Here is a 22,201-nt window from a genome sequence, read left to right as displayed (position 1 = left end):
ACAACTTCTTATAGCGCAAACCCCGGATTTTCCCGGGTTTACGGCAATGCGACATATAGCGTCGCAAAGGCGCAGTTTAACTGGCACCGTCGATTTGCGGCAGGCTGCAGAGAATACCAACTCAACCCTGCGACAAAGATATAAATATGTACCGCACAAGGGTGGCCGGTTCCTGATTTGCTGCGCGTTCTTTTCAACGCCAAGGAATGGCCCATGCACCTGACTCAGCGACACCCTCCGACAGCCTCGACCGCCACGAACAACGCGCTGCATCCAGACGATCATTACCTGCCGCTGAAAAATGCCTTGCCCGATTGGCTCGGCGCCGCGACACCGACTCGCCGCCTGGCACTCACGAACAGCCTGCCGCGCCTGTCCCTCACTCTCCAGTCGGCACCTGCCGAGCAACATCAGCAGATGAATAGCCTCAACGCCACGCAATGGGCCGCGCAAAGCAAGGTCGATCAAAGCCTGGAACACTTGCAGGACGCCAGCACCTTTGCCGAGCCCTTGCTCCAGCAAGAACTGAAAAACCGTTTCGGTCTGGACCTGGATGTGCGCAACACCTTCGTGCGCCTGTACATCCCCGCAACCACTCCGTGGTTTCCGATCCGCACCGGTACGCGCGCCTGGACCGTGTCGTTACTGGAGGCCGCGCTGCACAACTTCGAGGAATCGGAAACCCATAACGACGCCTTCGAAGCTGACTCGACCTTCGTCACTCGTCCCACCGTCAGCGGCCAGTTCAGTCCCCTGCCGGCGATCAAGGCGAAAATGAGCATCGCCGCTTTCACCCGGTTGTGCCGAAGGCTGGACATCGGCGCGCGATACAAGGCCCATCTCGAAGACAACCTCGGCTATACCGATCCAATGGTGGCCACCGTACTGCGCAACAAAATCGATGACAGCCAGAAAGCCGCGATGAAAGCCGCCCTGCAGTGGGCGCGGATGAACCGCGATGTGTCGGAAAGCTATTTTCGCTTGATCGATGCCGTGCTCGACGGCATGAAGGGCCTGTACATCAGCGGGGCAGCGGTGTTGTGCCATGACATGGGGATGCTGTGCGCACCGCTGACCGGTATCGTCGTGTTTGCCCCCGACCTGTACGCCTCGCGAGACCCGGCACGGGTGGTGGCTTATGTCCCCGATGATCCCGAGCACCCCTTCAAGGAATACGCCTCGACCTACGACCTGGTCGCCGAACTGACCCGCCAGTTGCGCTCGAAAGACTACCAGCAGTTTTTCAGCCGATTCGTGAACCACGAACATCGAGGTGTTTTCTTCAGTACCCTCAATAGCCGCTTGAGCCAGATCATGTGGCACCCGCCCGAGTCCGGCAGCTCGCTGCCCGCATGGCGCGACACCGCTGTCGAGCGCCCGGATCTGCAAACCACGCTGACCGCGTTCCATGACAATCTCTGGCAACACATCCATCACGCGAAACTGAACAAGATCTTCAATGACGCCCGGGTGATCGCCGTACCCACCGCGGTGGTCGACCAGAAAGCGCGCTGGGCCTTCTGGGACTCGGTGAGCAACATCATCTCCACCATCGTGCAGACCGCCGCGCTGATCGTTGCACCGTTCGTGCCGGTGCTGGGTGAAGCCATGATGGCGTACATGGCCTATCAAATGCTCGATGAAGCGTTCGAAGGCGTCATCGAGTGGGCGCAGGGGCGAACGACTGAAGCCTTGGAACACTTGATGGGCACCGTGGAATCGATGATCCAGTTGGGCCTGTTCGCCGTGGGCGGCAAGATTGGCGCGGCCGAGTTCCGCAAGATTTTGCCCAAGGAAGTCGTGGCGTTCATCGACCGCTTCAAACCGGTAAAACTGGCCAGTGGCAAGACCCGCTATTGGGAGCCGGATCTCGAACGCTACAAGCATCCGCAGGTTCCAACGGCAGATTCGCAACCCGATGCGCTGGGTTTGCACACGCATCAGGGCAAGCGCCTGCTGCCCTTGGAGGATGCCCACTTTGCAGTAAAAGAAAGCCAGGTGCCGGGGCAGTACCGCATCGAACACCCGAGCCGCCCCGACGCTTACCAACCGGTGGTGCGCCACAATGGCGAAGGCGCCTGGCACACTGAACTCGAGCAACCGCTGGAATGGGATGGCGAAACGGTTCTGCGCCGTATCGGTTCTTCCGTCGAGAGCCTGTCGCCGAACGAGCGCGAAACCGTCTTGCGGATCAGCGGAACCAGCGAAGACGCGTTGCGCAAAATGCATGTCAATCTGGAAAAAGTCCCGCCTTTGCTTGCCGACAGTATCCAGCGCTTCAAGATTGATCAGCAGTTGCAACGCTTCATCGATCAGCTCGACAGCAATGTCGCCGAAGAGTTTTTGCGCGCTGATCCGGTCACACAGCTGCAGGTGCTCAGTGAATACGGGCGTTGGCCAGGCGATAAGTGCCTGCGTCTGCTCGATCGACAAGGGCAGCAGCTGTGGCAATCGTCTGCGGACGCAAGCCTGCCCGTGACCGAACTGCGCCAGGACAGACTGCTCGGTGACGACGTGCTCAAAACCCTGCTCTATAGCCTCGACGAGACGCAGATCAAAGCCTTGTTGAACGAACCCTTTGCGGGACCGACGCAGTCCGTCGAGGTACGCAGCCAGAACCTGCGCAAGCAAGTGGCCGATCTCGCCAAACGCAACAGAAGCGCGCTGTTCGAGGCGCGTTATCAGGCCCTTCAGCACCTCGATGATCCGCTGGCGGCACGACTCAAGGCCCACCCTCCCGAACTGCCGGCCAGCATCACCCGCGAACTGCTCGATACCGCGACCGGCAGCGAACTGTTGCAGATCAGCGAAGGACAATTGCCCGCGCGCCAGCAGGCACTCATGCAGATGGCCAGTCAGGAGGTGCGCGTTACCCGCGCCTATGAAGGCCTGGAGCTGGACTCGGTGAGCAATTCCGACTCCGACTCTCTGGCGCTGCACAGCCTCAAATTGTTGCCGGGCTGGAGCGGCGATGTACGCATCGAGATCCGGGACAGGCGCTACGAGGGCCCGCTACTGGACACCATCGGCCGTGAAGATGCAGCCGCACACAAGGTTCTGGTTCGCCGCGACGATGGCCAATATCAACCTTACGACGATCGTGGGCAGCAGCTGCATTCGTTCAGCGATTTTTATTCCAGCCTGTTGTACGCATTACCCGACAGCGAGCGCCAGAACCTCGACATCCGGATTGGCCAGGGCCAGGCGCTGAAGGCGACCATTCGCGAACGTACGCTTGAGCGCAACGAGTTGCGTCAGGTGATCGGCGATACGCCGACCCAACCGTCGGCCGTCGACACGCTGCGGCTGCTGGGGACCGATGGTTATCCCCCTGCTCCACCACGTCCGCCGCGCCCCAGTACCCAACCGCGCACACTCGAAGAAGACATCCGGGTGCTCTATCCGCGAATGTCGAACCGTGAGGTGGGTTATCTCGTCGAAAGCATGCTGCGCAGTCCCGCTGGCCCGCGCGCAGAGATACTTCGCTTGCAAAATGACTACCTGCAATTGCAGAACGAACTGCATGTCTGGGCCAACAATCCGCCCGCCATTCACCCCGAAACCGGTACGGCGCTAACGCCGCTGGAGAGGCGCGCCGAAATCCAGAACCGCAGGTTGCTCAGGGACGAATTACTCAAAAGCTGGCGACGGGAGAACGTCACGCACTACGATCAACAAGGCTTCGCCGCCGAATACGTCGTGCACCTGACGCCCGCCATCATCGGCGACTTGCCCGTCCTGTCGAGCGACTTCACTCATATCACTTCACTCGTCATTGATGGCAGCCCCATGACCACCTCGGTCGACCGCTTTTTGCAGTCTTTCAGTCAGTTGCAGATTCTGGATGCGCGCAACCTCAACCTGCCAAGCCTGCCACAAGCGCTGACCTCGATGCGCTCGCTGCGCGAATTGAGATTACGCGATTGCCGAGTCAGCCTGACAACGGTCACCGAGTCGGTGCTCGCCTCAATGCCGCAACTCACCCTGCTCGATCTGGAAGGCAACGCGCTGGGCTTGCCGCCGGACCTGCACTCAATGCCTGCATTGCGTTACGTCAATCTGTCGAATACCGGTATTTACACGGTGCCCGACGACTTGCTGGATCATCCACGCCTGATCTCGGCGCAATTCGATCGCAACCGCATCACCCGAATACCGGAAAGGTTTTTCAACCTCTCCAGCTCCCGCAGCGGCGGTTACACCTTTGCTGACAACCCATTGAGTGCGGCCTCTCGCGAACGGGTGAAAGTGTTCTTCGAGCACACCAGAAAGTACTTCGGTGTCCGGCCTCCGGAGGAAGATCTGCAGCGCACGATCGCCTTGTTCCCAGCCCTTGACGCTGACGAAGCTACACAGGTGTTGTACCGACTGCCCGGGCCGCTGGCCGAATTCGGTGCACAGTTGTCGCGCTGGGAAGATGAGCTCGGCGCCCTGAACCTCGAACTCAATCAATGGACCAACCAGGCCGCCGTCCTTGACCCTGAGACGGGCGAACGTCTACCCCTTGAAGCACAAACCCGCGAACTGGACGCCAGGCGATCCTTTGCGCAACAGATCGAGCAGCTCTGGCGCAGCCCGCCCGACTACTACCGCCTCAAAGTACTCAGGGCAACGGCAACGTTCACGGGGGATATGCCGACGCTCAACGCCGGTTTCGAGCACGTTACCCGGCTGGACCTCACCGGCAACGCCAATATCACCAACGCCCTGCGCTTCGTCGAGTGCTTCCCGAACCTGGCCGAGCTGAAAATGAACGGCTTCGAACTGGAGCCGCTTGCGCTTGGCGAAGTAAAACTGCCTCGACTGACCGACCTGGAGCTGAAAAATTGTGGCGTGGTCATGACCCCGGAAAATCAGGCTGTGCTGCTTTCACTCGACAGCCTCGACTCGCTGAACTTGAGTAACAATCCGCTGGGGACGTTCCCCGACCTGAACCTGCTGCCCCAACTGGACGATCTCGACCTGTCCAACTGCGGGCTGACCGTCGTGCCTGAAGGATTGACCAGCCATCCGGGGTTTCGAACCGTGGTGCTTGCGGGGAACCGCATCACGCAACTGCCGGACGCGCTGTTCGACCTTCCCGCCGATCGCAGTTACGGCATTGACCTTGCCGACAACCCGCTATCGGCAGCCTCCCGCGACCAGATCAAGAACTACTTCCGCAGCCATCGAAACGACTTTGACGTACTGGCTGACGAGCAAGACGTTGCCCTCGCCCGGCAGTTGTTTCCCGATCTGAACGCCCAAGAGGCCAGCGAGATGATCTACGACTTGCCTGGCGACCTGGCCGGCGGCCGAAAACAACTCGTGCGCTGGAGAGCGGAGCTGCAACAAATGCGCGAGGATCTGGCGCGCTGGGCCCTGGAAACTCCATCAGCGCACCCGGTTACAGGTCAGGTGCTTAGCGAAGGTGAGCGTCTGGTGCAACAAGCCGCGCGTTCCGCCTTCAAGGAGTTCATGGAGGGTTTCTGGCGCGAAAGGTCAATTGCCACCGGTACACGCACCGCATCTTTTACGACAGACTTGGAGTTCTTCGGCGAACTACCCCGCCTCACTGTGAGTTTCGATCATGTGACAAGCCTCAAGCTTGCAGGCAATGCAACGACCACAGGCATCGAGTCGTTTGCTGCCTTGTTCCCGAATCTTCAGGCGCTGGAACTGAAAGCCTTCGCGCTCGATGACATCCCCTCATTCGTCGGGCGCCTCAAGGATCTCAAAGCGCTCAAACTGACTGACTGCGCGCTGACACTCACGCCTGAAGGGCAGCAACTGCTCGGTGCCATGTCCAAACTGCAGTTGCTCGATCTGAGCCACAACCCGCTGACAATCGCACCTGATTTGAACGCCTTGCCAGACCTGACGAGCGTTTCACTTGCCCATACCGATATCAGCAACGTGCCCAAGGGTATCGCCGAACATCCGGCACTTGAAATTCTCCATCTCAATAACAACAACATCACCGAGCTGCCGGACGCGATTTTCAGCTTGAGTTCCGATCAGGCCGACGGCGTATATCTGAACGATAATCCGCTGTCCTTGAATGCTCGCGAGCGCATCAAGCGCTACTACGCCACACATGGGCGCAACTTCCGGGTCAAACCGGCATCGGCTGACATTGCCATGGCGCAAAGACTGTTCCCGCGACTGGGTGACAACGCGGCCATCAACATGATTTATCGCCTTCCCGGGACATTGCTGGCCGGCACGACTCAACTGCTCAGTTGGGAGGCAGAAATCGCCCGAATGATGGGAGATCTCAACGCGTGGCGTGAGCGTCTGCCGATCAACAATCCGTTGACTGAACTGCCATGGACTGCGCAGGAAAGAGCCACAGAACTCGCCGCCAGACAAGAGTTCAGCGACGAGCTTGAGCAACTCTGGCGCGGCCGGCGTAACGACAATTCAGCACTACGGCTCAACACCGTCGATGCCAAGCCGGCGTTTACCGGTGAGTTACCGGAGCTGAGCACCGATTTCACTCACATCAGGCATCTCAAACTTCAGGGCAATCCAGGGCTGAAGGTTTCCGGGGGGTTTCTCAGAAGCTTCAGCGGATTGCAGGGGCTGGAACTGCAGGGCTTCGCCCTCGGCCGCATACCTCAAGCGCTGCAAAGCCTGCCGTCGCTCGAAAAACTGATGTTGAGCAAGTGCCAGATCACTCTGGATCCTGAAGGACAAGCGATCCTGTCCACGCTGACCCGATTGAAATCGCTGGACTTGTACAGCAACACATTGCAGGCCACGCCCGATGTATCGACACTGCAAAACCTGACGTTCATCGATCTGATCAACACCGGGATCGATAGTGTGCCTGCCGGGCTGGAACAACTGCCGCATCTGGAAACGGCGTTGCTGAACGACAACAACATCATCGAACTACCGGCGGAACTGACGCGTTATTCTGGCCGCGGCATGGAACTGGGTATCAACCCGTTGTCAGAGGCTTCCAGAGAACGAGTCAAAGCCGCTTTCCAGGCCAAGGCCGACAACTTTGGTATCCCCGCTCGACAGGACGACATCGAACTGGCTCAAAGTCTTTACCCATCGCTGTCCGGCTTCGACGCCAACGATCTTATCTACAGCCTTCCGGGTACGCTGGCCGATGGACGTCTTGAGCTGATGCGCCGCAAAACCGACCTGGCCGGCCTGCTCGACCGCCTGGACACCTGGGCAAATGAGCCTCCCAGCGATCCTGTAACGCAGATGCCACTTGGGAACGACGCTGCAGCCACGGAAAAACTTAATCGCCAAACCTTCAGGCTCAACCTGGAAAAGCAACTGCGCCTAACGCCCACGTTCCTGACAGATCCAGCGGTTTACTGCGAGTTGTCGTTTACCGGTGAGCTGCCGCCGCTGACTGCGCGCTTTGAACACATTGAAAAGTTGAATCTGACCACCAAAGCGTCCGCCCCGCGTCGGGTTGATCGTCTGCTGGAGCTTTTCCCGAAGCTCAAAGATGTCTACATCCGCAAATTTCCGCTGGGCGAGATTCCCGCCCCGATCTTCGCTATGGACAGGCTGCGCAGCCTGCATCTGCCCGACTGTGGAATCACCCTGACTGAACCGGCTGCAGAGGCCTTCGCAGGCTGGAAAAACCTGAGTTCCGTGGACCTGAGCAACAATCCGCTCAACATTGTTCCAGACCTGAGGCGTCTCCCGCAGTTGGACAATCTGCGTCTCGGCAATTGCGCCTTGAGCAAGGTGCCCGACGGTCTGTTCGAGCTGCCTGGATTGACGAGCGCGGACTTGTCCGGGAACGCGATTACCGAGTTGCCAGGCGAGTTTCCTTTACAGCCCGGCGACGCGGTGACCGAATACAACTTCGACGACAACCCCCTTAACCCGGAAAGTCAGCAACGCCTGGACAGATACACCACGGCGTTTAACGAGCAAATGAACGAAAGATGGATGACGGGGGTCCGGAGCGAACTTGACGACTTCGTGGATTCGGATTTTTCCGATGGCGAGGAGCGACCATTACCATCGACAAGGCATAGCTGACCCGCCGTCAGCCACGCTCTGGCGGCACTGACGACAACTCGAACGGGCTGCTGCTGCGCCGCTGGTTGCGATCTTCCCGCGGCGTGGCACCGAAGAAATTGCGATAGGCGCTGGAGAAATGCGGCCCCGAGGAGAAGCCACAGGACAGGCCGATCTGGATGATCGACTTGCTGGTCTGCATCAACATCTGCCGGGCTTTGTTCAGGCGCAGCTCCAGGTAGTACTGGCTCGGCACACGGTTGAGGTATTGCTTGAAGATCCGCTCCAACTGGCGACGGGACACGCACACATGCTGGGCGATTTCGTCGGTGGTCAGCGGTTCTTCGATGTTGGCTTCCATCAGCAACACCGCTTGGGTGAGCTTCGGATGGCTGGAGCCGAGACGGTTCTGCAACGGGATGCGCTGACGCTCGCCGCCCTCGCGAATGCGTTCAACGACCAGTTCTTCCGAAACCGCTCCGGCCAACTCTGCACCGTGATCGCGAGCCAATACCGCCAGCAACAGATCGAGCACGGACATGCCGCCACACGCGGTCAGGCGATCACGATCCCAGTCGAACAGGTGACTGGTGGCAATGACTTTAGGGAAACGCTCGGCGAAATCGTCCTGCCAGCGCCAGTGCACGGCAGCACGATAACCGTCGAGCAACCCCAGTTGTGCCAACGGATAGACACCGGCAGACAGACCGCCGATGACCGTACCCGCACGTACCAATTGCTTGAGCGCACTGCTCAGTGCCGGCGCCAATGTGGTCGGCGGCTCGTCAGCGAGCAGGAACAGTTTCTGGAAGTTTTCGAGTTTGCCGGTCCAGGCTTCACCGGGCAATTGCCAGGCGCCTTCGGCCGCCGCTGCGGTCACGGCTTCCGCCTGCAGGAACGACAGCTCGTAAACCACCTCCGGGTGCACACGCTGAGCAACACGCAAGGCTTCCTCCGCCAGCGCCAGCGTCAACGCTTTAGTGCTGGGCCAAATCAGGAAACCAATTCGATGGGCAGTCATGGGCGGGCGATCCGAAACGAAGAACAGTGATGAAGGCATGGGCCAATGCTAGCCCGTAAATGAACACAAATCTTGAAACCAACCGAGATCCAGGCAGAGATCTAAATGTGGGAGCGAGCCTGCTCGCGAAAGCGGTAGATCAGTCGACACCCGTGTTGGATGTCACACCGCATTCGCGAGCAGGCTCGCTCCCACAGAGATCGCAGGCCGGCCTTCTGGCTGCGAAGCATGCACTATCACGGTGCACAACGGCAGCCCTGATTTATTTCAAACTACCCGAGAGGAATTGCTGCAAACGTTCAGACTGCGGATTCACCAGCACTTCACGAGGGTTGCCGCTTTCTTCAACAACACCTTTGTGCAGGAACACCAACTGGTTCGACACTTCACGGGCAAAGCCCATTTCGTGCGTAACCACGACCATGGTGCGACCTTCCTGAGCCAGTGCTTGCATGACTTTCAGCACGTCGCCCACCAGCTCCGGGTCGAGGGCTGAAGTCGGTTCGTCGAACAGCATCACCTCAGGCTCCATCGCCAGCGCACGGGCGATCGCCACACGCTGCTGCTCGCCACCGGACATGTGCCCCGGGAACGCGTCTTTACGATGGGCCACGCCGACCTTGTTCAGGTAGTACTCGGCTTTTTCGCGGGCTTCGTACTTGGGTACGCCCAGTACGTGAACCGGCGCTTCCATGATGTTTTCAATAGCAGTCATGTGCGACCACAGGTTGAAATGCTGGAACACCATCGACAGGCGCGAGCGCATGCGTTGCAGCTGTTTCGGATCAGCGGCTTTCAGCGCGCCGTCCTTGTTCGCCACCAGTTTCAGCTCTTCGTTGTTGAGCAGAATCTTGCCCGCGTGCGGCTGCTCAAGCAGGTTGATGCAGCGCAGGAAAGTACTTTTGCCGGAGCCACTGGAGCCGATGATGCTGATCACATCGCCGGCTGCCGCTTTCAGGGACACGCCCTTGAGCACTTCGTGACTGCCATAGCGTTTATGCAGGTCTTGGACTTCAAGTTTGTACATGCGGTCGGTTCTCACAAAAACAGTCAGTCAGTCGTTGAGCAAGCGCCCGTGACGCAGCGCTTCGCGCCCCGCCACCTTGGCCAGCCAGAAACCGGGTTGGGCATAACGCAGCCGTTCAATGGCAAACAGCACCCCGGAGGTACCAGCACACACCGTGCTGACCCGATCGGACAGAGGATCAATCACTTCAAAAATCTCGTCGCCGGCCTCGACCCACTCGCCGGGCTTGCGCAGAAAACTTACGACGCCCGGATGCGGCGCGAACAGCAACTCGGTGCCTTCGAACGGCATGCCTTCACAGGCCTCGTGCGCCGGGTTCGGCCACTCGCCGGTGATCAAGCCTTGCTCGGCGAGGAACGCGAGAATGCCTTCAGCATAGGCGCAGGCTTCGGCGCGACCGGTGTCGGCCTGACCGCCCAGCTCAATCGTGGTCGCCAGACACGCCAGCGGAATCTGCGCATCAGGGAACTGCCGCGACAGACGCAGCCATGGCAGCGAACAAGCTTCATCGAACGAGCTGCCGCCGGAATCTTCCGCGAGCAATCCGACCTTCACATTCAGATGTGCGGCCAGTGAGCGCCACTGCGGCCAATGCTGCGGCAACGCGTACATGTGCAGCGCGGCTTCGGCATCGCAGTGCAAGTCCAGCACCACATCAGCGGTGCAAGCATGGCTGAGCAACACGCGCTGCATGCCTTGCAACTGGCTGCTCGCTTCCGGCAATGCGGCCAAGTGGTCGGCCATCGCCTGACGAATCAGGCGCACATTGGCGTGCGGATCATCACCGAGGCTGTCAGCCAAAGCGGCCGCAACCGGCGCGCTCAGCTCGACGAAATCACGATTGAAGTTCTTGCCGCTGCCGGCCTCGAAACGGCCCTGGTGATTGCCTTGCAGCAATTGCCCGAGACCCAAGGGGTTGGCGACCGGCACCAGTTCGATGACACCGTTGAGCAAGCCTTTGGCTTCGAGTTCGCCGAGGCGCTTTTTCAGCTCCCAGGCGGTGCGCATGCCCGGCAATTCATCAGCGTGCAGGCTGGCCTGAATGTAGGCCTTGCGCTCGCCGCGTCCGAAACGGAACACCGAAATCTTGCGCTCGCTGCCCAGGTGGCTCCACGGCAATACGTGGTCGATGCGTTCCATATCAGTGCTTCCGCGGGGCCAGGTAGCTCAGCCAGCGACGCTCGGCCAGTTTGAACAGTTTGACCAGAATGAACGTCAGGCACAGGTAGAACACGCCAGCGGTGATGTACGCCTCGAACGGCAGATAGAACTGCGCGTTGACCGTGCGCGCCGCGCCAGTGATGTCGATCAGGGTGACGATGGAGGCCAGACTGGTGGTCTGCAGCATCATGATCACTTCGTTGCTGTACTGCGGCAGTGCCCGGCGCAAGGCCGACGGCAGCAGAATGCGCTTGTACAGTTTGAAGCGCGACATGCCCATGGCCTTGGCCGCTTCGATCTCACCGTTCGGCGTGGCCTTGAGGCTGCCGGCGATGATCTCGGCGGTGTAGGCGCTGGTGTTGACGGCGAAGGCCAGGCACGCACAGAACGTTGCGCTGGACAGCCACGGCCACAAGAAGCTTTCGCGTACTGCTTCGAACTGCGCCAGACCGTAGTAGATCAGGAACAGTTGCACCAGCATCGGCGTGCCACGGATCACGTAGGTGTAAAGCCACGCGGCGCCGTTGACGACCGGGTTCTTCGAGACGCGCATCAGCCCCAGCGGCAGAGCCGCGAGCAGACCGAAAAACAGCGACAGCGCGAGCAATTTGAGGGTGGTCAGCAGGCCGCCGAGGTACAGCGGCATGGCCTCCCAAATGACGTTGTAGTCGAAGATCATAGATCAGCCGCCCTTACGCCTACCGAGTAGCGCTTCTCAAGGTGACGCAATGCCAGCAACGAGACGCTGGTGATCACCAGGTACATCGCCGCCACTGCGAGGAAGAAGGTGAAAGGCTCGCGAGTGGCATCTGCCGCCTGCTTGGCCTTGAACATCATGTCTTGCAGACCGACCACGGAAATCAGCGCGGTCGCCTTGGTGAGTACCAGCCAGTTGTTGGTGAAGCCCGGGATCGCCAGACGAATCATCTGCGGCACCATCACCCGGAAGAACACCTGAAAACTGCTCATGCCGTACGCCATGCCCGCTTCAGCCTGACCTTTCGGAATGGCCATGAACGCGCCGCGGAAGGTTTCCGACAGGTACGCACCGAAGATGAAACCGAGGGTGCCGATACCGGCGGCCAGCGGGTTCAGGTCGATGTAATCGTCATAGCCGAGCATCGGTGCGACGCGGTTGAGCAAGTCCTGACCGCCGTAAAAGATCAGCAGGATCAGCACCAGATCAGGAATCCCGCGGATGACCGTGGAATACAGATCGCCCAGCCACGCCAGCCAGCGCACCGGCGACAGGCGTAACGCGACACCGATCAGCCCGAGAACGATGGCCAGAGCCATGGACGACAAGGCGAGCTGAAGCGTCAGCCATGCGCCATCGAGGATGACAGCCCCGTAGCCTTTCAACATGATTCAGGTCCTCGAAAGTTGGGATGAAAAAATGGCGCAAACCGCAGAGATCCTGTTGCTTGCGCCATTTCGGACTTGTCGCAGAGACGTGTTACTTGCCGTAGATATCGAAGGCGAAGTACTTGTCCTGGATTGCCTTGTATTTGCCGTTTTCGCGAATGGCCGCGATGGCCGCGTTGATCTTGTCTTTCAGGGCGTCGCCCTTACGGACTGCGATGCCTACGCCGTCGCCGAAGTATTTGACGTCGGTGAACGCCGGGCCTGCGAACGCAAAGCCTTTGCCGGCGTCGGTGTTGAGGAAGCCGTCTTGCAGCAGGGTGGCGTCAGCCACGGTGCCGTCGAGGCGACCGGCGGCCACGTCGAGGTAGATTTCGTTCTGCGAACCGTACGGCTTGATCTCGGCACCCAGCGGGGCCAGGACTTCGCGGGCGAAACGCTCGTGGATCGAACCACGCTGTACGCCGATGTTCTTGCCCTTCAGCTCAGCCAGACCTTCGCTGACCTGAGTACCGGCCTTCATCACCAGACGTGCCGGGGTGTTGTAGTACTTGTTGGTGAAGTCGACCGACTTTTTGCGGTCTTCAGTGATCGACATCGACGACAGGATCGCGTCGATCTTGCGCACTTTCAGTGCCGGGATCAGACCGTCGAACTCTTGCTCGACCCACACACACTTGACCTGCATCTGCTCGCACAGAGCGTTGCCGATGTCGTAGTCGAAACCGACGATGCTGCCGTCCGGTGCTTTCGAAGCGAACGGAGGGTAAGCCGCTTCGATACCGATCTTCAGAGGTTTTTCGTCAGCGAAGGCGTTCATCGACAGCACGGACAGTGCCAGGGCGCCAAGCAGCACAAGTTTCTTCATCTTGGGACTCCATCGGTAAAGGGCAAAAACGGCAGAGTGAGCGACAGCCCAATATGCGAATGGGTGAATCGGGAAATCGGTTGCTGCATCGGTGGGAAATTTCCCATTGAAACCGTCGGAGATTTCAACGTCAGCCACGATGAGCGAGTGATCGGCATTCTAACGACAGGCCCGAAGCCGATATTTCTTCAATGCGACAACTAATTACAGATGCACAGAGAAAGCGACTTGAGCACATTGACAGCCTTGCAATTTCATGCAAGAGCGAAAGACAGTGAACCGATCTATGCTGCAAATTGCGGGCCTATTATTCGCAAACCCTTCTAATCCGGCAAGCGCAGCGTTGTGTCTTATTTTTCACCGGGGGTTTCGAGGCTCTAAAACGGGGCGATGCGTTTCCCTTTGCCCCGTCGCGGGGCGGGCGGTTACACATTCGGTTACGAGGAAGGTGTTGGGTAACAGTGGGAAATGTCTTACGGGGTAGATCGATAATTATTGGTTGAGTCGCTGATCGTTCCCACGCTCTGCGTGGGAATGCCTCCCTTGACGCTCTGCGTCGGCTTCTGGGACGCAGAGCGTCCCTTGCTGCATTCCCACGCAGAGCGTGGGAACGATCAATGAAGCCGGTTCAGCCACCACAAAACCTCCAGACACAAAAAAGCCCCGCCCGGCAAACACCGGACGGGGCTTTCTTCTTTTCAGACCTACTACTTAAGCAACATTCATCGTCTTGTGCGTATCAATCAAATGCTGCACCACACCCGGATCCGCCAACGTGGAGATATCCCCCAACCCGTCGTACTCCGCCGTGGCAATCTTGCGCAGAATGCGGCGCATGATCTTGCCCGAACGCGTCTTCGGCAACCCCGGTGCCCACTGGATCACGTCCGGCGAAGCAATCGGCCCGATCTCCTTGCGCACCCAGTTCTTCAACTCCAGACGCAACTGCTCGGTCGGCTCCTCGCCATTCTTCAACGTGACATAGACATAAATGCCTTGCCCCTTGATGTCATGCGGCACACCCACAACAGCCGCCTCGGCAACTTTCGGATGCGCAACCATCGCGCTCTCGATCTCCGCCGTGCCCATACGGTGGCCAGACACGTTGAGCACGTCATCCACGCGCCCGGTGATCCAGTAGTAACCATCGGCATCACGGCGCGCGCCGTCACCGGTGAAGTACATGCCACGGAAGGTCTTGAAGTAGGTATCAACAAAACGATCGTGATCGCCATACAGCGTGCGCGCCTGACCTGGCCACGAATCGAGAATCACCAGATTGCCTTCGGCCTCGCCCTCGATGATGTTACCGAGGTTGTCGACCAGCGCCGGCACCACACCAAAGAATGGACGTGCCGCCGAACCCGGCTTCAGCGCGTGCGCACCCGGCAACGGGCTCATCATGTTGCCGCCGGTTTCGGTCTGCCACCAGGTATCGACGATCGGGCAACGCGACTTGCCGACATTCTTGTAGTACCAATCCCAGGCTTCCGGGTTGATCGGCTCGCCGACCGAACCGAGCAGGCGCAGGCTGCTGCCATCCGCACCTTCAACGGCGGCCTGACCCGAAGCCATCATCGCGCGAATCGCGGTCGGTGCGGTGTAGAGGATATTGACCTTGTGCTTGTCGACGATCTTCGCCACCCGGGTGATGTCCGGGTAGTTCGGCACGCCTTCGAACAGCAGTGTGGTCGCGCCATTGGCCAGCGGGCCGTAGACGATGTAGCTGTGGCCGGTGACCCAGCCGACGTCGGCGGTGCACCAGTAGACTTCGCCCGGACGGTAGTCGAACACGCGCTCGTGGGTCATCGCCGCATACAACAGATACCCGCCGGTGGTGTGTTGCACGCCCTTCGGTTTGCCGGTCGAACCGGAGGTATAAAGGATGAACAGCGCTTCTTCCGCGCCCATCTCTTTCGGCGCGCAGACGGTGCCCGCCACTTTCATCAGGTCTTCGTACCAGATGTCGCGATGCTGGTTCCACTTGATGTCGCCGCCGGTGCGCTTGCAGACGATGACTTTCTGGATGCTGCTGGTCTCCGGATTGGTCAGCGCATCGTCGACGTTGGCCTTGAGGGAAATCTTCTTGCCGGCACGGATACCTTCGTCAGCGGTGATCACCACTTTCGATTTGCAGTCGATGATGCGACCGGCCAGGGCTTCCGGCGAGAATCCACCGAACACCACCGAGTGAATCGCGCCGATCCGGGTGCAGGCCAGCATGGCGACCACGGCTTCGGGAATCATCGGCATATAAATGGTTACCACGTCGCCGCGGTGCACGTCCTGACCACGCAGGGCGTTGGCCAGTTTGCACACTTGCTCGTGCAGTTCGCGGTAGGTGATGTTGCGGCTCTCAGAAGGATCGTCGCCTTCCCAGATGATCGCGACTTGATCGCCGCGCTCGGCCAGATGACGGTCGAGGCAGTTGTAGGAAACGTTCAGGGTGCCGTCGGCAAACCACTTGATGTCGACATGGTGATCGTCGAACGACGTCTGTTTCACCGTGGTGAAAGGCTTGATCCAGTCGAGACGCTTGGCTTGCTCACGCCAGAAGCCGTCAGGGTTGACGACCGACTGCTGGTACATGGCTTTGTAGGTCGCCTCGTCAGTCAGCGTGTTAGCCAGAACCTCGGGACGAACGGGATACAGAGAAGCCGCACTCATCTTTCCTACCTCGGTGTAATAGTTGTTTTTGTATGACCCTGTTGTAACGGGGCGGGCGCCATAGAACCATTCGACGATGGTAGTAACAAGCCCCTACAAAACATCCAGATACCCCAAACGCAGGCCCCACGCCATTTATTCAGACACCCCACAACCCTGTGGGAGCTTGCCTGCAAGCGATTCAGACAACTCGGTCCCACAGACAAAACACCCGATTTTCAATCCCCATCTCAAGGGATTGTTACCAAATCTGCCAAAGGTGTTTATCAAAACCCGGTCTGTTTACCCCCGCCCCATCTCCCTAAAATTCACCTCGCCGACAAGGCAAACGCGATTAACAACGTTACAGCCCCCACGAAGGCCGTTAATCCAGCTCTCAAGTAATAACTGCAAACGATGAAGTTCCACACGCAACCCTAAAAAGGTTGCGTGACCCCACTCGACCTCAAAAAGGTAAATCTGAAATGAAAGCTTTATTGGTTCTGGCCCTCAGCAGTCTGTGCGCAACCGCCATGGCAGATGAGGTCCCGACTGATGTCGCACAGCAACAACCGGTTGTTGAGGAATACACTTACTCGACTCACCTGGACATCGCCAAAGTTGTTTCCATGAGCGAAGTTCCGAATGTCTGCGAAGTGGTTCCAGCCAAAATGGAATACGACGACTCCAAAGGTCAGCGTCACATCCTGCGCTACAGCATCATGGGCAACGGCTGCACCAATTGATGATTCGAGACTGCACCGAATTGGATCTCTCAGCGCTTCATTGAGGGTCGATTCCAGCCCGACTTCGGTCGGGCTCAGTTGTGTTTGAAGTCGTCAAAAATGCTTGCAAAACACTAGATGTAGTGAAAAACCGGTTTTTTTGTTCGTTTTTTGAGCAAATTCACAATGGCGAGATTTTTACGAAAAAAAATCTATCCCCGGCAAAGCCCTGTAAACCCTCACTCTCATCGAATATCCGCCCTCCTCGACCGCTCCATGCGCGGATTCGCCTCAGCACAGCCGTGTTTTTTTCCCTATAATGCCGCCCCATACGGGTCAGCAATATTCCCTTACAGGGAGCAAAAGCCATTCTGAAGCCCCGCAGCAGCGTTCAACGCTGATTGCGCCCATCAGAGGCTCTCGGAACCCGTCAAAATTTCTGTTTATTTGCCTGCGTGCATCGCTGCAAAAAACGACATCCAACGCGGTCTGTACGACCGTGTGAAAAACCAACCAATCAGGTTTCACACGGGCACAGGCCCTCACGCAGGAGACGACACGTCATGCTGAGCTGGGACGAATTCGACAAAGAAGACAGTGAAGTAGCAGCAGTGAAAGGCGCCAACGCCGGCCACGCTAGCGAAGCCAACATGGACCGCCTGGACAACGCCGGCGGCGCCGCCGCGCTGGAAGCCCGCGCCGTGACCGCCGACGACTCGGCCGCTGTCGCCCGCGCCAAGGCTGCACTGAACTCCCTCGACGTTGCCGAAGGCCTCGCCGAACTCGAAGGCGCCTCCGCCCGTGTCGCCGTTGACGAAAAGCGCATGATCAACTGCCGCGCCGACCTCAACCAACTCGTACCTTTCAAGTACGACTGGGCCTGGCAGAAATATCTGGACGGTTGCGCAAACCACTGGATGCCGCAAGAAGTCAACATGACCGCCGACATCGCCCTCTGGAAAAACCCGGAAGGCCTGACCGACGACGAGCGCCGCATCGTCATGCGCAACCTCGGCTTCTTCTCCACCGCCGACTCCCTGGTTGCCAACAACCTGGTCCTGGCCGTGTACCGCCTGATCACCAACCCGGAATGCCGCCAGTACATCCTGCGCCAGGCGTTCGAAGAAGCGATCCACACCCACGCTTATCAGTACTGCATCGAATCGCTGGCCATGGATGAAGGCGAGATCTTCAACATGTACCACGAGATCCCATCGGTCGCGAAAAAAGCCACCTGGGGCCTGAAATACACCCGTTCGATCTCCGATCCGAAGTTCGAAACCGGCACCGTCGAAACCGACAAAGAGTTGCTGCGCAACCTGATCGCCTACTACTGCGTTCTGGAAGGCATCTTCTTCTACTGCGGCTTCACCCAGATCCTCTCCATGGGCCGCCGCAACAAAATGACCGGCGTCGCCGAGCAGTTCCAATACATCCTGCGCGACGAATCCATGCACCTGAACTTCGGCATCGACGTGATCAACCAGATCAAAATCGAAAACCCGCATTTGTGGGATGCTGAGATGAAGGAAGAAGCGACCCAGATGATTCTGCAGGGTACGCAGCTGGAGATCGAATACGCACGTGACACCATGCCTCGCGGCGTGTTGGGTATGAACGCGGCGATGATGGAGGACTACCTGAAGTTCATCGCTAACCGTCGTTTGAGCCAGATTGGTTTGAAAGAGGAATACCCAGGGACGACTAACCCGTTCCCATGGATGAGCGAGATTATGGACTTGAAGAAAGAGAAGAATTTCTTTGAGACTCGTGTGATCGAATACCAAACTGGTGGGGCGTTAAGCTGGGATTAAGTTCCAACTCTCAAAAGACTGTTATCAGTTTTGATTCGAGCCCAGCCAGAGAAGCCCCAATTTATTGGGGCTTTTTTACACCTAATCCATCCAAACTACCAAGAACTGAATACAAACTAAATAGATGGCATTCCAGCACGCAACGCACAATCAGTCATAAATTCATCCACCTCCGCTTCCGTCATAACCTCAAAGACTCTGCCCCCTCCTAGTTTGTTCAAAACTTTCATAAAGTCCCGAAATGTAGACTGTGTCGAATTGATCCAATCATATTTTTCAGACGCCCTTATAACGCCCGCTGCGATAGCAGGGCGACTAACAGTAAGTGAACGCTCTAGAAAACTGAGCCGACTGTCCGCTCGCCTTAATATCGTTTCAAGTGAGTTAAAGTCATCATGCGCTATTTGATTAGCGATATAACCGTTAAACCACAATCTGGCGAGAGCATTATCATCACGGCGCCCCCCTAAATTTGGTGCAAAAAAATGTGTTTCAACCGCATTTTTTATTTTTTCTTGACTTCCAAGCCCTTCCAACCAGCGTTGCCTTGAATAACCCAGGCACTCCACATGGGTTAATCTAGTCCAGATTCCTTCTTCATATGCAAGGCTCGGCTTAACAACTGAAAGAGCGCGCCATACTAATTTAGAGTTTTCTATTTCTGCCTGAGGAGTACCAGATGGATCAAGATCACCTAGAGGCCCTAGGTCAACATCCAAACTTAAAGAAACAGTCCAGTCCGGTTCATCAACAAACTCGTCAAATCCTTCGGACGTATAATTTTTTAAATTCGTTTGAATACTACTTTTCAGAGCCTCAATAGCCTTTGCAGAAAAATAACTTAATCTCATCACTCCCCCTCCCATAGCTGCGAGTTCATTCTGATATTACCAAAAGGAGAGTTCAACAGCCGCTGTGCGTCTCGCCACAAGTTGGGAGATTCGAGATCAACTCCTAGATAATCACACTTAGCCTTAAATATTCTGAACCAGCGCCGCCCCTCATATTCGGACGAAGCTTGCCGAAGAAGATCTAAGACCTCCATAACGGCAGGTACAAAAGCACTATTCAGAACTATGGGCTTCCCATGTGGCAGCCCCCTAAACCTATTAAAATCCTGATAAATGTTAGATGCTACAAGCAATTGAATTTTATCAGAGTCTGGATTTACCAGTAGTTCATCATCTTCTAGATCGGGAGCTTGAACGACAGAAAAAATACTTTCAATTTCTGCTAATTTTTCCCGTCCGATTGTTAATCGTTGCGCCTCCCCAACTGCAAGAACGGATCCGATCTCTAAAGACATTGCCCCACCACCAAACTCGGCATGACAATTGGTCAGATCAAATTCTCCTATATTCTTCTTGGCCCAAACCATCGGCAAAAAACTTACACTTCCAACAAGAGCCCCTGGTTCAAACGAAAACCGTCGATCCTCAAGTCCAATAGGTACAAGCCGACTATAGTAAGTATCCAAGCATGTAACAAAAAAGCCGACGCCAGCATGACCATCAACAATCAGCTCCCGTAACGACTGCTCCGCAAGCGACACTACCACATCTACGGTCACCTGATCTGTGGTCAGCTTTTCTTCAACCGTGACAACTTGAATATCAAATTCACCTATCAAGTAATCGTTATTTTCCGAGCTTAGTACAGGATATGGAAATCGTGTTTTTTCATTAATCTTCATTAGAGGACACCTCTAAAATATCCACCGCTGCGCGAATTTCAATCGGCCCCTTATATGTCTCGGAAAACTCTAGATCGATCTTAATTCGCTTCCCCGCTATGAATTCTACTAACACCGCCCCATCTTTAACATTAGCCCCAAAAGCCGACGAAACATTTAGTCGCTCATTCCTATTGATCCCTACAGCGTCAACTGAGAGTAGCGCATGAGCGGAGATGGTGGGTGTGAAAAAAACGGTTCTGCTATTCGAGGCGCCCCCAGTGGAAATTATATTTCTGACATCCATTAGAGGGATAGACTGCTTCGAGCGAGCACGTTCAACATCCCCAGGATATATTCGACGCCCCTCCCTTACTTTACCGCCTCGACCATCACCAAAGCCGCCTTCTGTTTCACCGTCGCCCTCAACATCAGTATATGCCTCAGTGGAAGGTCTTTTTTTCCGAGGCTCAATCTTATACTTGATAGTTTCAGGGTCATCATTATTGGAGTTCCGCTGCTCTAACTCGGGCGCCGAGCCAGCAGGAAAATAATCACGCATTTCGTCAGCAAGCACCTCATTCTCATACTCGGTAAATGTATGCTCCTTAATTGCCGCCCGAATCTTACCGGCCAATTTTTTCATCACTCGCTTTGCTACGTCACGATCATCCTGATTCAGCAAACCATCAGCAGACAACTCTTTATGCTTAGGATCCTCAAGCCTCTTTATAAAAGAGCTCCCCTTCACATCGAGAAATGTGACTACCGCAACGAAGTCCTTATACATCGGAAAGCGCAAAAACGGCTCATTGAAGGAACTGAGATTATCCGTAATAACCATACCATTTCGTATAATACATATTTTTTTTGGCAGTTTATCTTCAACGAGAACTTTAACTTGAACACGACCTAACTCAGGTATGGAAAAGACGTTTGACTTTGTTTTAGCTGAGCTATAACAACGATAAAAATCAAAAGAGACAGAAAACCCTTGATCCTTTTCGTTGCTCGATCCTTTTCGCACCAGTTCAGCATCAAATAACGGCCCAAGAGTATCTTTATTTATTTCGCTATTGCCGCCATCGATAGAAAACTCCATTTCCTCATCGTGAATAGCTGGGAAAAAATTTTGAATGAGAGAACGAGTAAAATGACTTTGCCATTCCGCTGGATCCCGAAACCCAACTACAAATACCGATGTGCCGGTACTTTCTCTTCTGAGCCATTCCGGAGCTAAGACAGGATCACTGACTGGCTCAAAATCTGCACCTCCCCAATAACCTATTTGACGTTTAGGAAGTCCCTCGTCAACATGGGAAACAAGGATAGATTTCCCTTGCGTAAGGAACCTCTTGGATCCCGTTGCATCATCCGAAAAAACTGTTGAGTAAAACACTGTCCGCAGATCGGAAATCGCGAATGCCGCATTTTTTCCAATGCCATAAGACCCTCCCGAATTTTCCTCTGGCTTTACGCTAACACCTGCTGCTCTAAGCAAAGAATAAAATGGGCTCCCCCGCTGAGCACCTTTCGCACCAGTCGTATTCTCGTCAGAAACACGCAGAACTTTTACATAATCTAGAGCAAGTATTTTTTTTGCTTCAGAGAAAAAAACTCTCTCCTTCTCCTTTTTCTCCACCAGAGAAGCGTCCAAGCATAACGCTACAACCTTATCCAACTTTGCTATAGCTGGAATATTCTTTTTAGGTATTTCAATCAGATCGAACTTTATTTTCACTGGAAGTGAAGAATATGCATCTCGACTATTTTGCCCCAGTTCTCTAGCCGCACTCGCATACGGTTGCTGGCGATAAGTCTCAATACCAGCATGCCCCAGCCCTTCATCTTCTTTACTATCGTTACCTGCGAACTCAAGAACGAATGTCTCATCACTCATTGCGTCTACTCCCTGTTATCAGGCT

13 protein-coding genes are annotated in these 22,201 nt (G+C 56.2%); 3 read left to right on the top strand and 10 right to left on the bottom strand.

The annotated features are described in order from the left end of the window. Window positions 1–213 precede the first annotated feature (213 nt). Window positions 214–8,001: a dermonecrotic toxin domain-containing protein gene (locus AC0ZWN_RS10905; RefSeq protein WP_476335026.1), complete on the top strand. Its 7,788-nt coding sequence runs from the start codon at window positions 214–216 to the stop codon at window positions 7,999–8,001. Window positions 8,002–8,008: 7 nt separating this feature from the next. Here AC0ZWN_RS10905 and argR read toward each other — a convergent pair whose 3' ends face one another. The 7 genes from argR to acs form a co-directional block, all read right to left on the bottom strand. Next, window positions 8,009–9,001 (bottom strand): transcriptional regulator ArgR, encoded by a 993-nt coding sequence (gene argR / locus AC0ZWN_RS10900; protein WP_176471324.1) that lies wholly within the window; start codon window positions 8,999–9,001, stop codon window positions 8,009–8,011. Window positions 9,002–9,263: 262 nt separating this feature from the next. After that, window positions 9,264–10,028, bottom strand: a complete 765-nt coding sequence (locus AC0ZWN_RS10895; protein WP_007912705.1) for an ABC transporter ATP-binding protein — start codon at window positions 10,026–10,028, stop codon at window positions 9,264–9,266. A gap of 27 nt (window positions 10,029–10,055) precedes the next feature. After that, window positions 10,056–11,168 carry a M14 family metallopeptidase gene (locus AC0ZWN_RS10890; RefSeq protein WP_257355936.1) on the bottom strand — a complete coding sequence of 371 codons (1,113 nt, stop codon included), beginning with the start codon at window positions 11,166–11,168 and terminating at the stop codon, window positions 10,056–10,058. Between the two features lies 1 nt (window position 11,169). Beyond that, window positions 11,170–11,868: an ABC transporter permease gene (locus AC0ZWN_RS10885; protein WP_007912703.1), complete on the bottom strand. Its 699-nt coding sequence runs from the start codon at window positions 11,866–11,868 to the stop codon at window positions 11,170–11,172. Beyond that, complete coding sequence (locus tag AC0ZWN_RS10880; RefSeq protein WP_016773583.1) at window positions 11,865–12,554, bottom strand: ABC transporter permease; 690 nt, start codon at window positions 12,552–12,554, stop codon at window positions 11,865–11,867. Before AC0ZWN_RS10880 ends, AC0ZWN_RS10885 begins: the two co-directional genes overlap by 4 nt. 91 nt (window positions 12,555–12,645) lie before the next feature. Further along, the gene (locus tag AC0ZWN_RS10875; protein ID WP_038366516.1) at window positions 12,646–13,419 is read right to left on the bottom strand and encodes an ABC transporter substrate-binding protein; all 774 of its coding nucleotides are present in this window, start codon (window positions 13,417–13,419) and stop codon (window positions 12,646–12,648) included. Window positions 13,420–14,130: 711 nt separating this feature from the next. Beyond that, window positions 14,131–16,086: an acetate--CoA ligase gene (gene acs / locus AC0ZWN_RS10870; protein ID WP_007912698.1), complete on the bottom strand. Its 1,956-nt coding sequence runs from the start codon at window positions 16,084–16,086 to the stop codon at window positions 14,131–14,133. Window positions 16,087–16,550: 464 nt separating this feature from the next. Here acs and AC0ZWN_RS10865 point away from each other — a divergent pair, with 464 nt between their 5' ends. Both AC0ZWN_RS10865 and AC0ZWN_RS10860 read left to right on the top strand, forming a co-directional pair. Then, window positions 16,551–16,811: a DUF2790 domain-containing protein gene (locus AC0ZWN_RS10865; RefSeq protein ID WP_093430405.1), complete on the top strand. Its 261-nt coding sequence runs from the start codon at window positions 16,551–16,553 to the stop codon at window positions 16,809–16,811. Window positions 16,812–17,353: 542 nt separating this feature from the next. After that, window positions 17,354–18,604: a ribonucleotide-diphosphate reductase subunit beta gene (locus AC0ZWN_RS10860; RefSeq protein WP_093430406.1), complete on the top strand. Its 1,251-nt coding sequence runs from the start codon at window positions 17,354–17,356 to the stop codon at window positions 18,602–18,604. 116 nt (window positions 18,605–18,720) lie between these two features. Here AC0ZWN_RS10860 and AC0ZWN_RS10855 read toward each other — a convergent pair whose 3' ends face one another. From AC0ZWN_RS10855 to AC0ZWN_RS10845, 3 genes are read right to left on the bottom strand one after another with little or no spacing between them, the layout of a single operon-like run. After that, window positions 18,721–19,455 (bottom strand): DUF6339 family protein, encoded by a 735-nt coding sequence (locus AC0ZWN_RS10855; protein ID WP_476335025.1) that lies wholly within the window; start codon window positions 19,453–19,455, stop codon window positions 18,721–18,723. Continuing rightward, window positions 19,455–20,297, bottom strand: a complete 843-nt coding sequence (locus AC0ZWN_RS10850) for a hypothetical protein (RefSeq protein WP_476335024.1) — start codon at window positions 20,295–20,297, stop codon at window positions 19,455–19,457. The genes AC0ZWN_RS10855 and AC0ZWN_RS10850 overlap by 1 nt, the downstream gene beginning before the upstream one ends. After that, a complete protein-coding gene (locus tag AC0ZWN_RS10845) occupies window positions 20,287–22,176 on the bottom strand; it encodes a hypothetical protein (RefSeq protein ID WP_476335023.1) in 1,890 nt (629 codons plus the stop codon). Before AC0ZWN_RS10845 ends, AC0ZWN_RS10850 begins: the two co-directional genes overlap by 11 nt. Window positions 22,177–22,201: the final 25 nt, after the last annotated feature.

The organism is Pseudomonas sp. 3B-A001-10F, from assembly GCF_056313565.1.
Note: the sequence above shows the minus strand (reverse complement) of the source record. Positions and strands in the feature narration are given on the sequence as shown.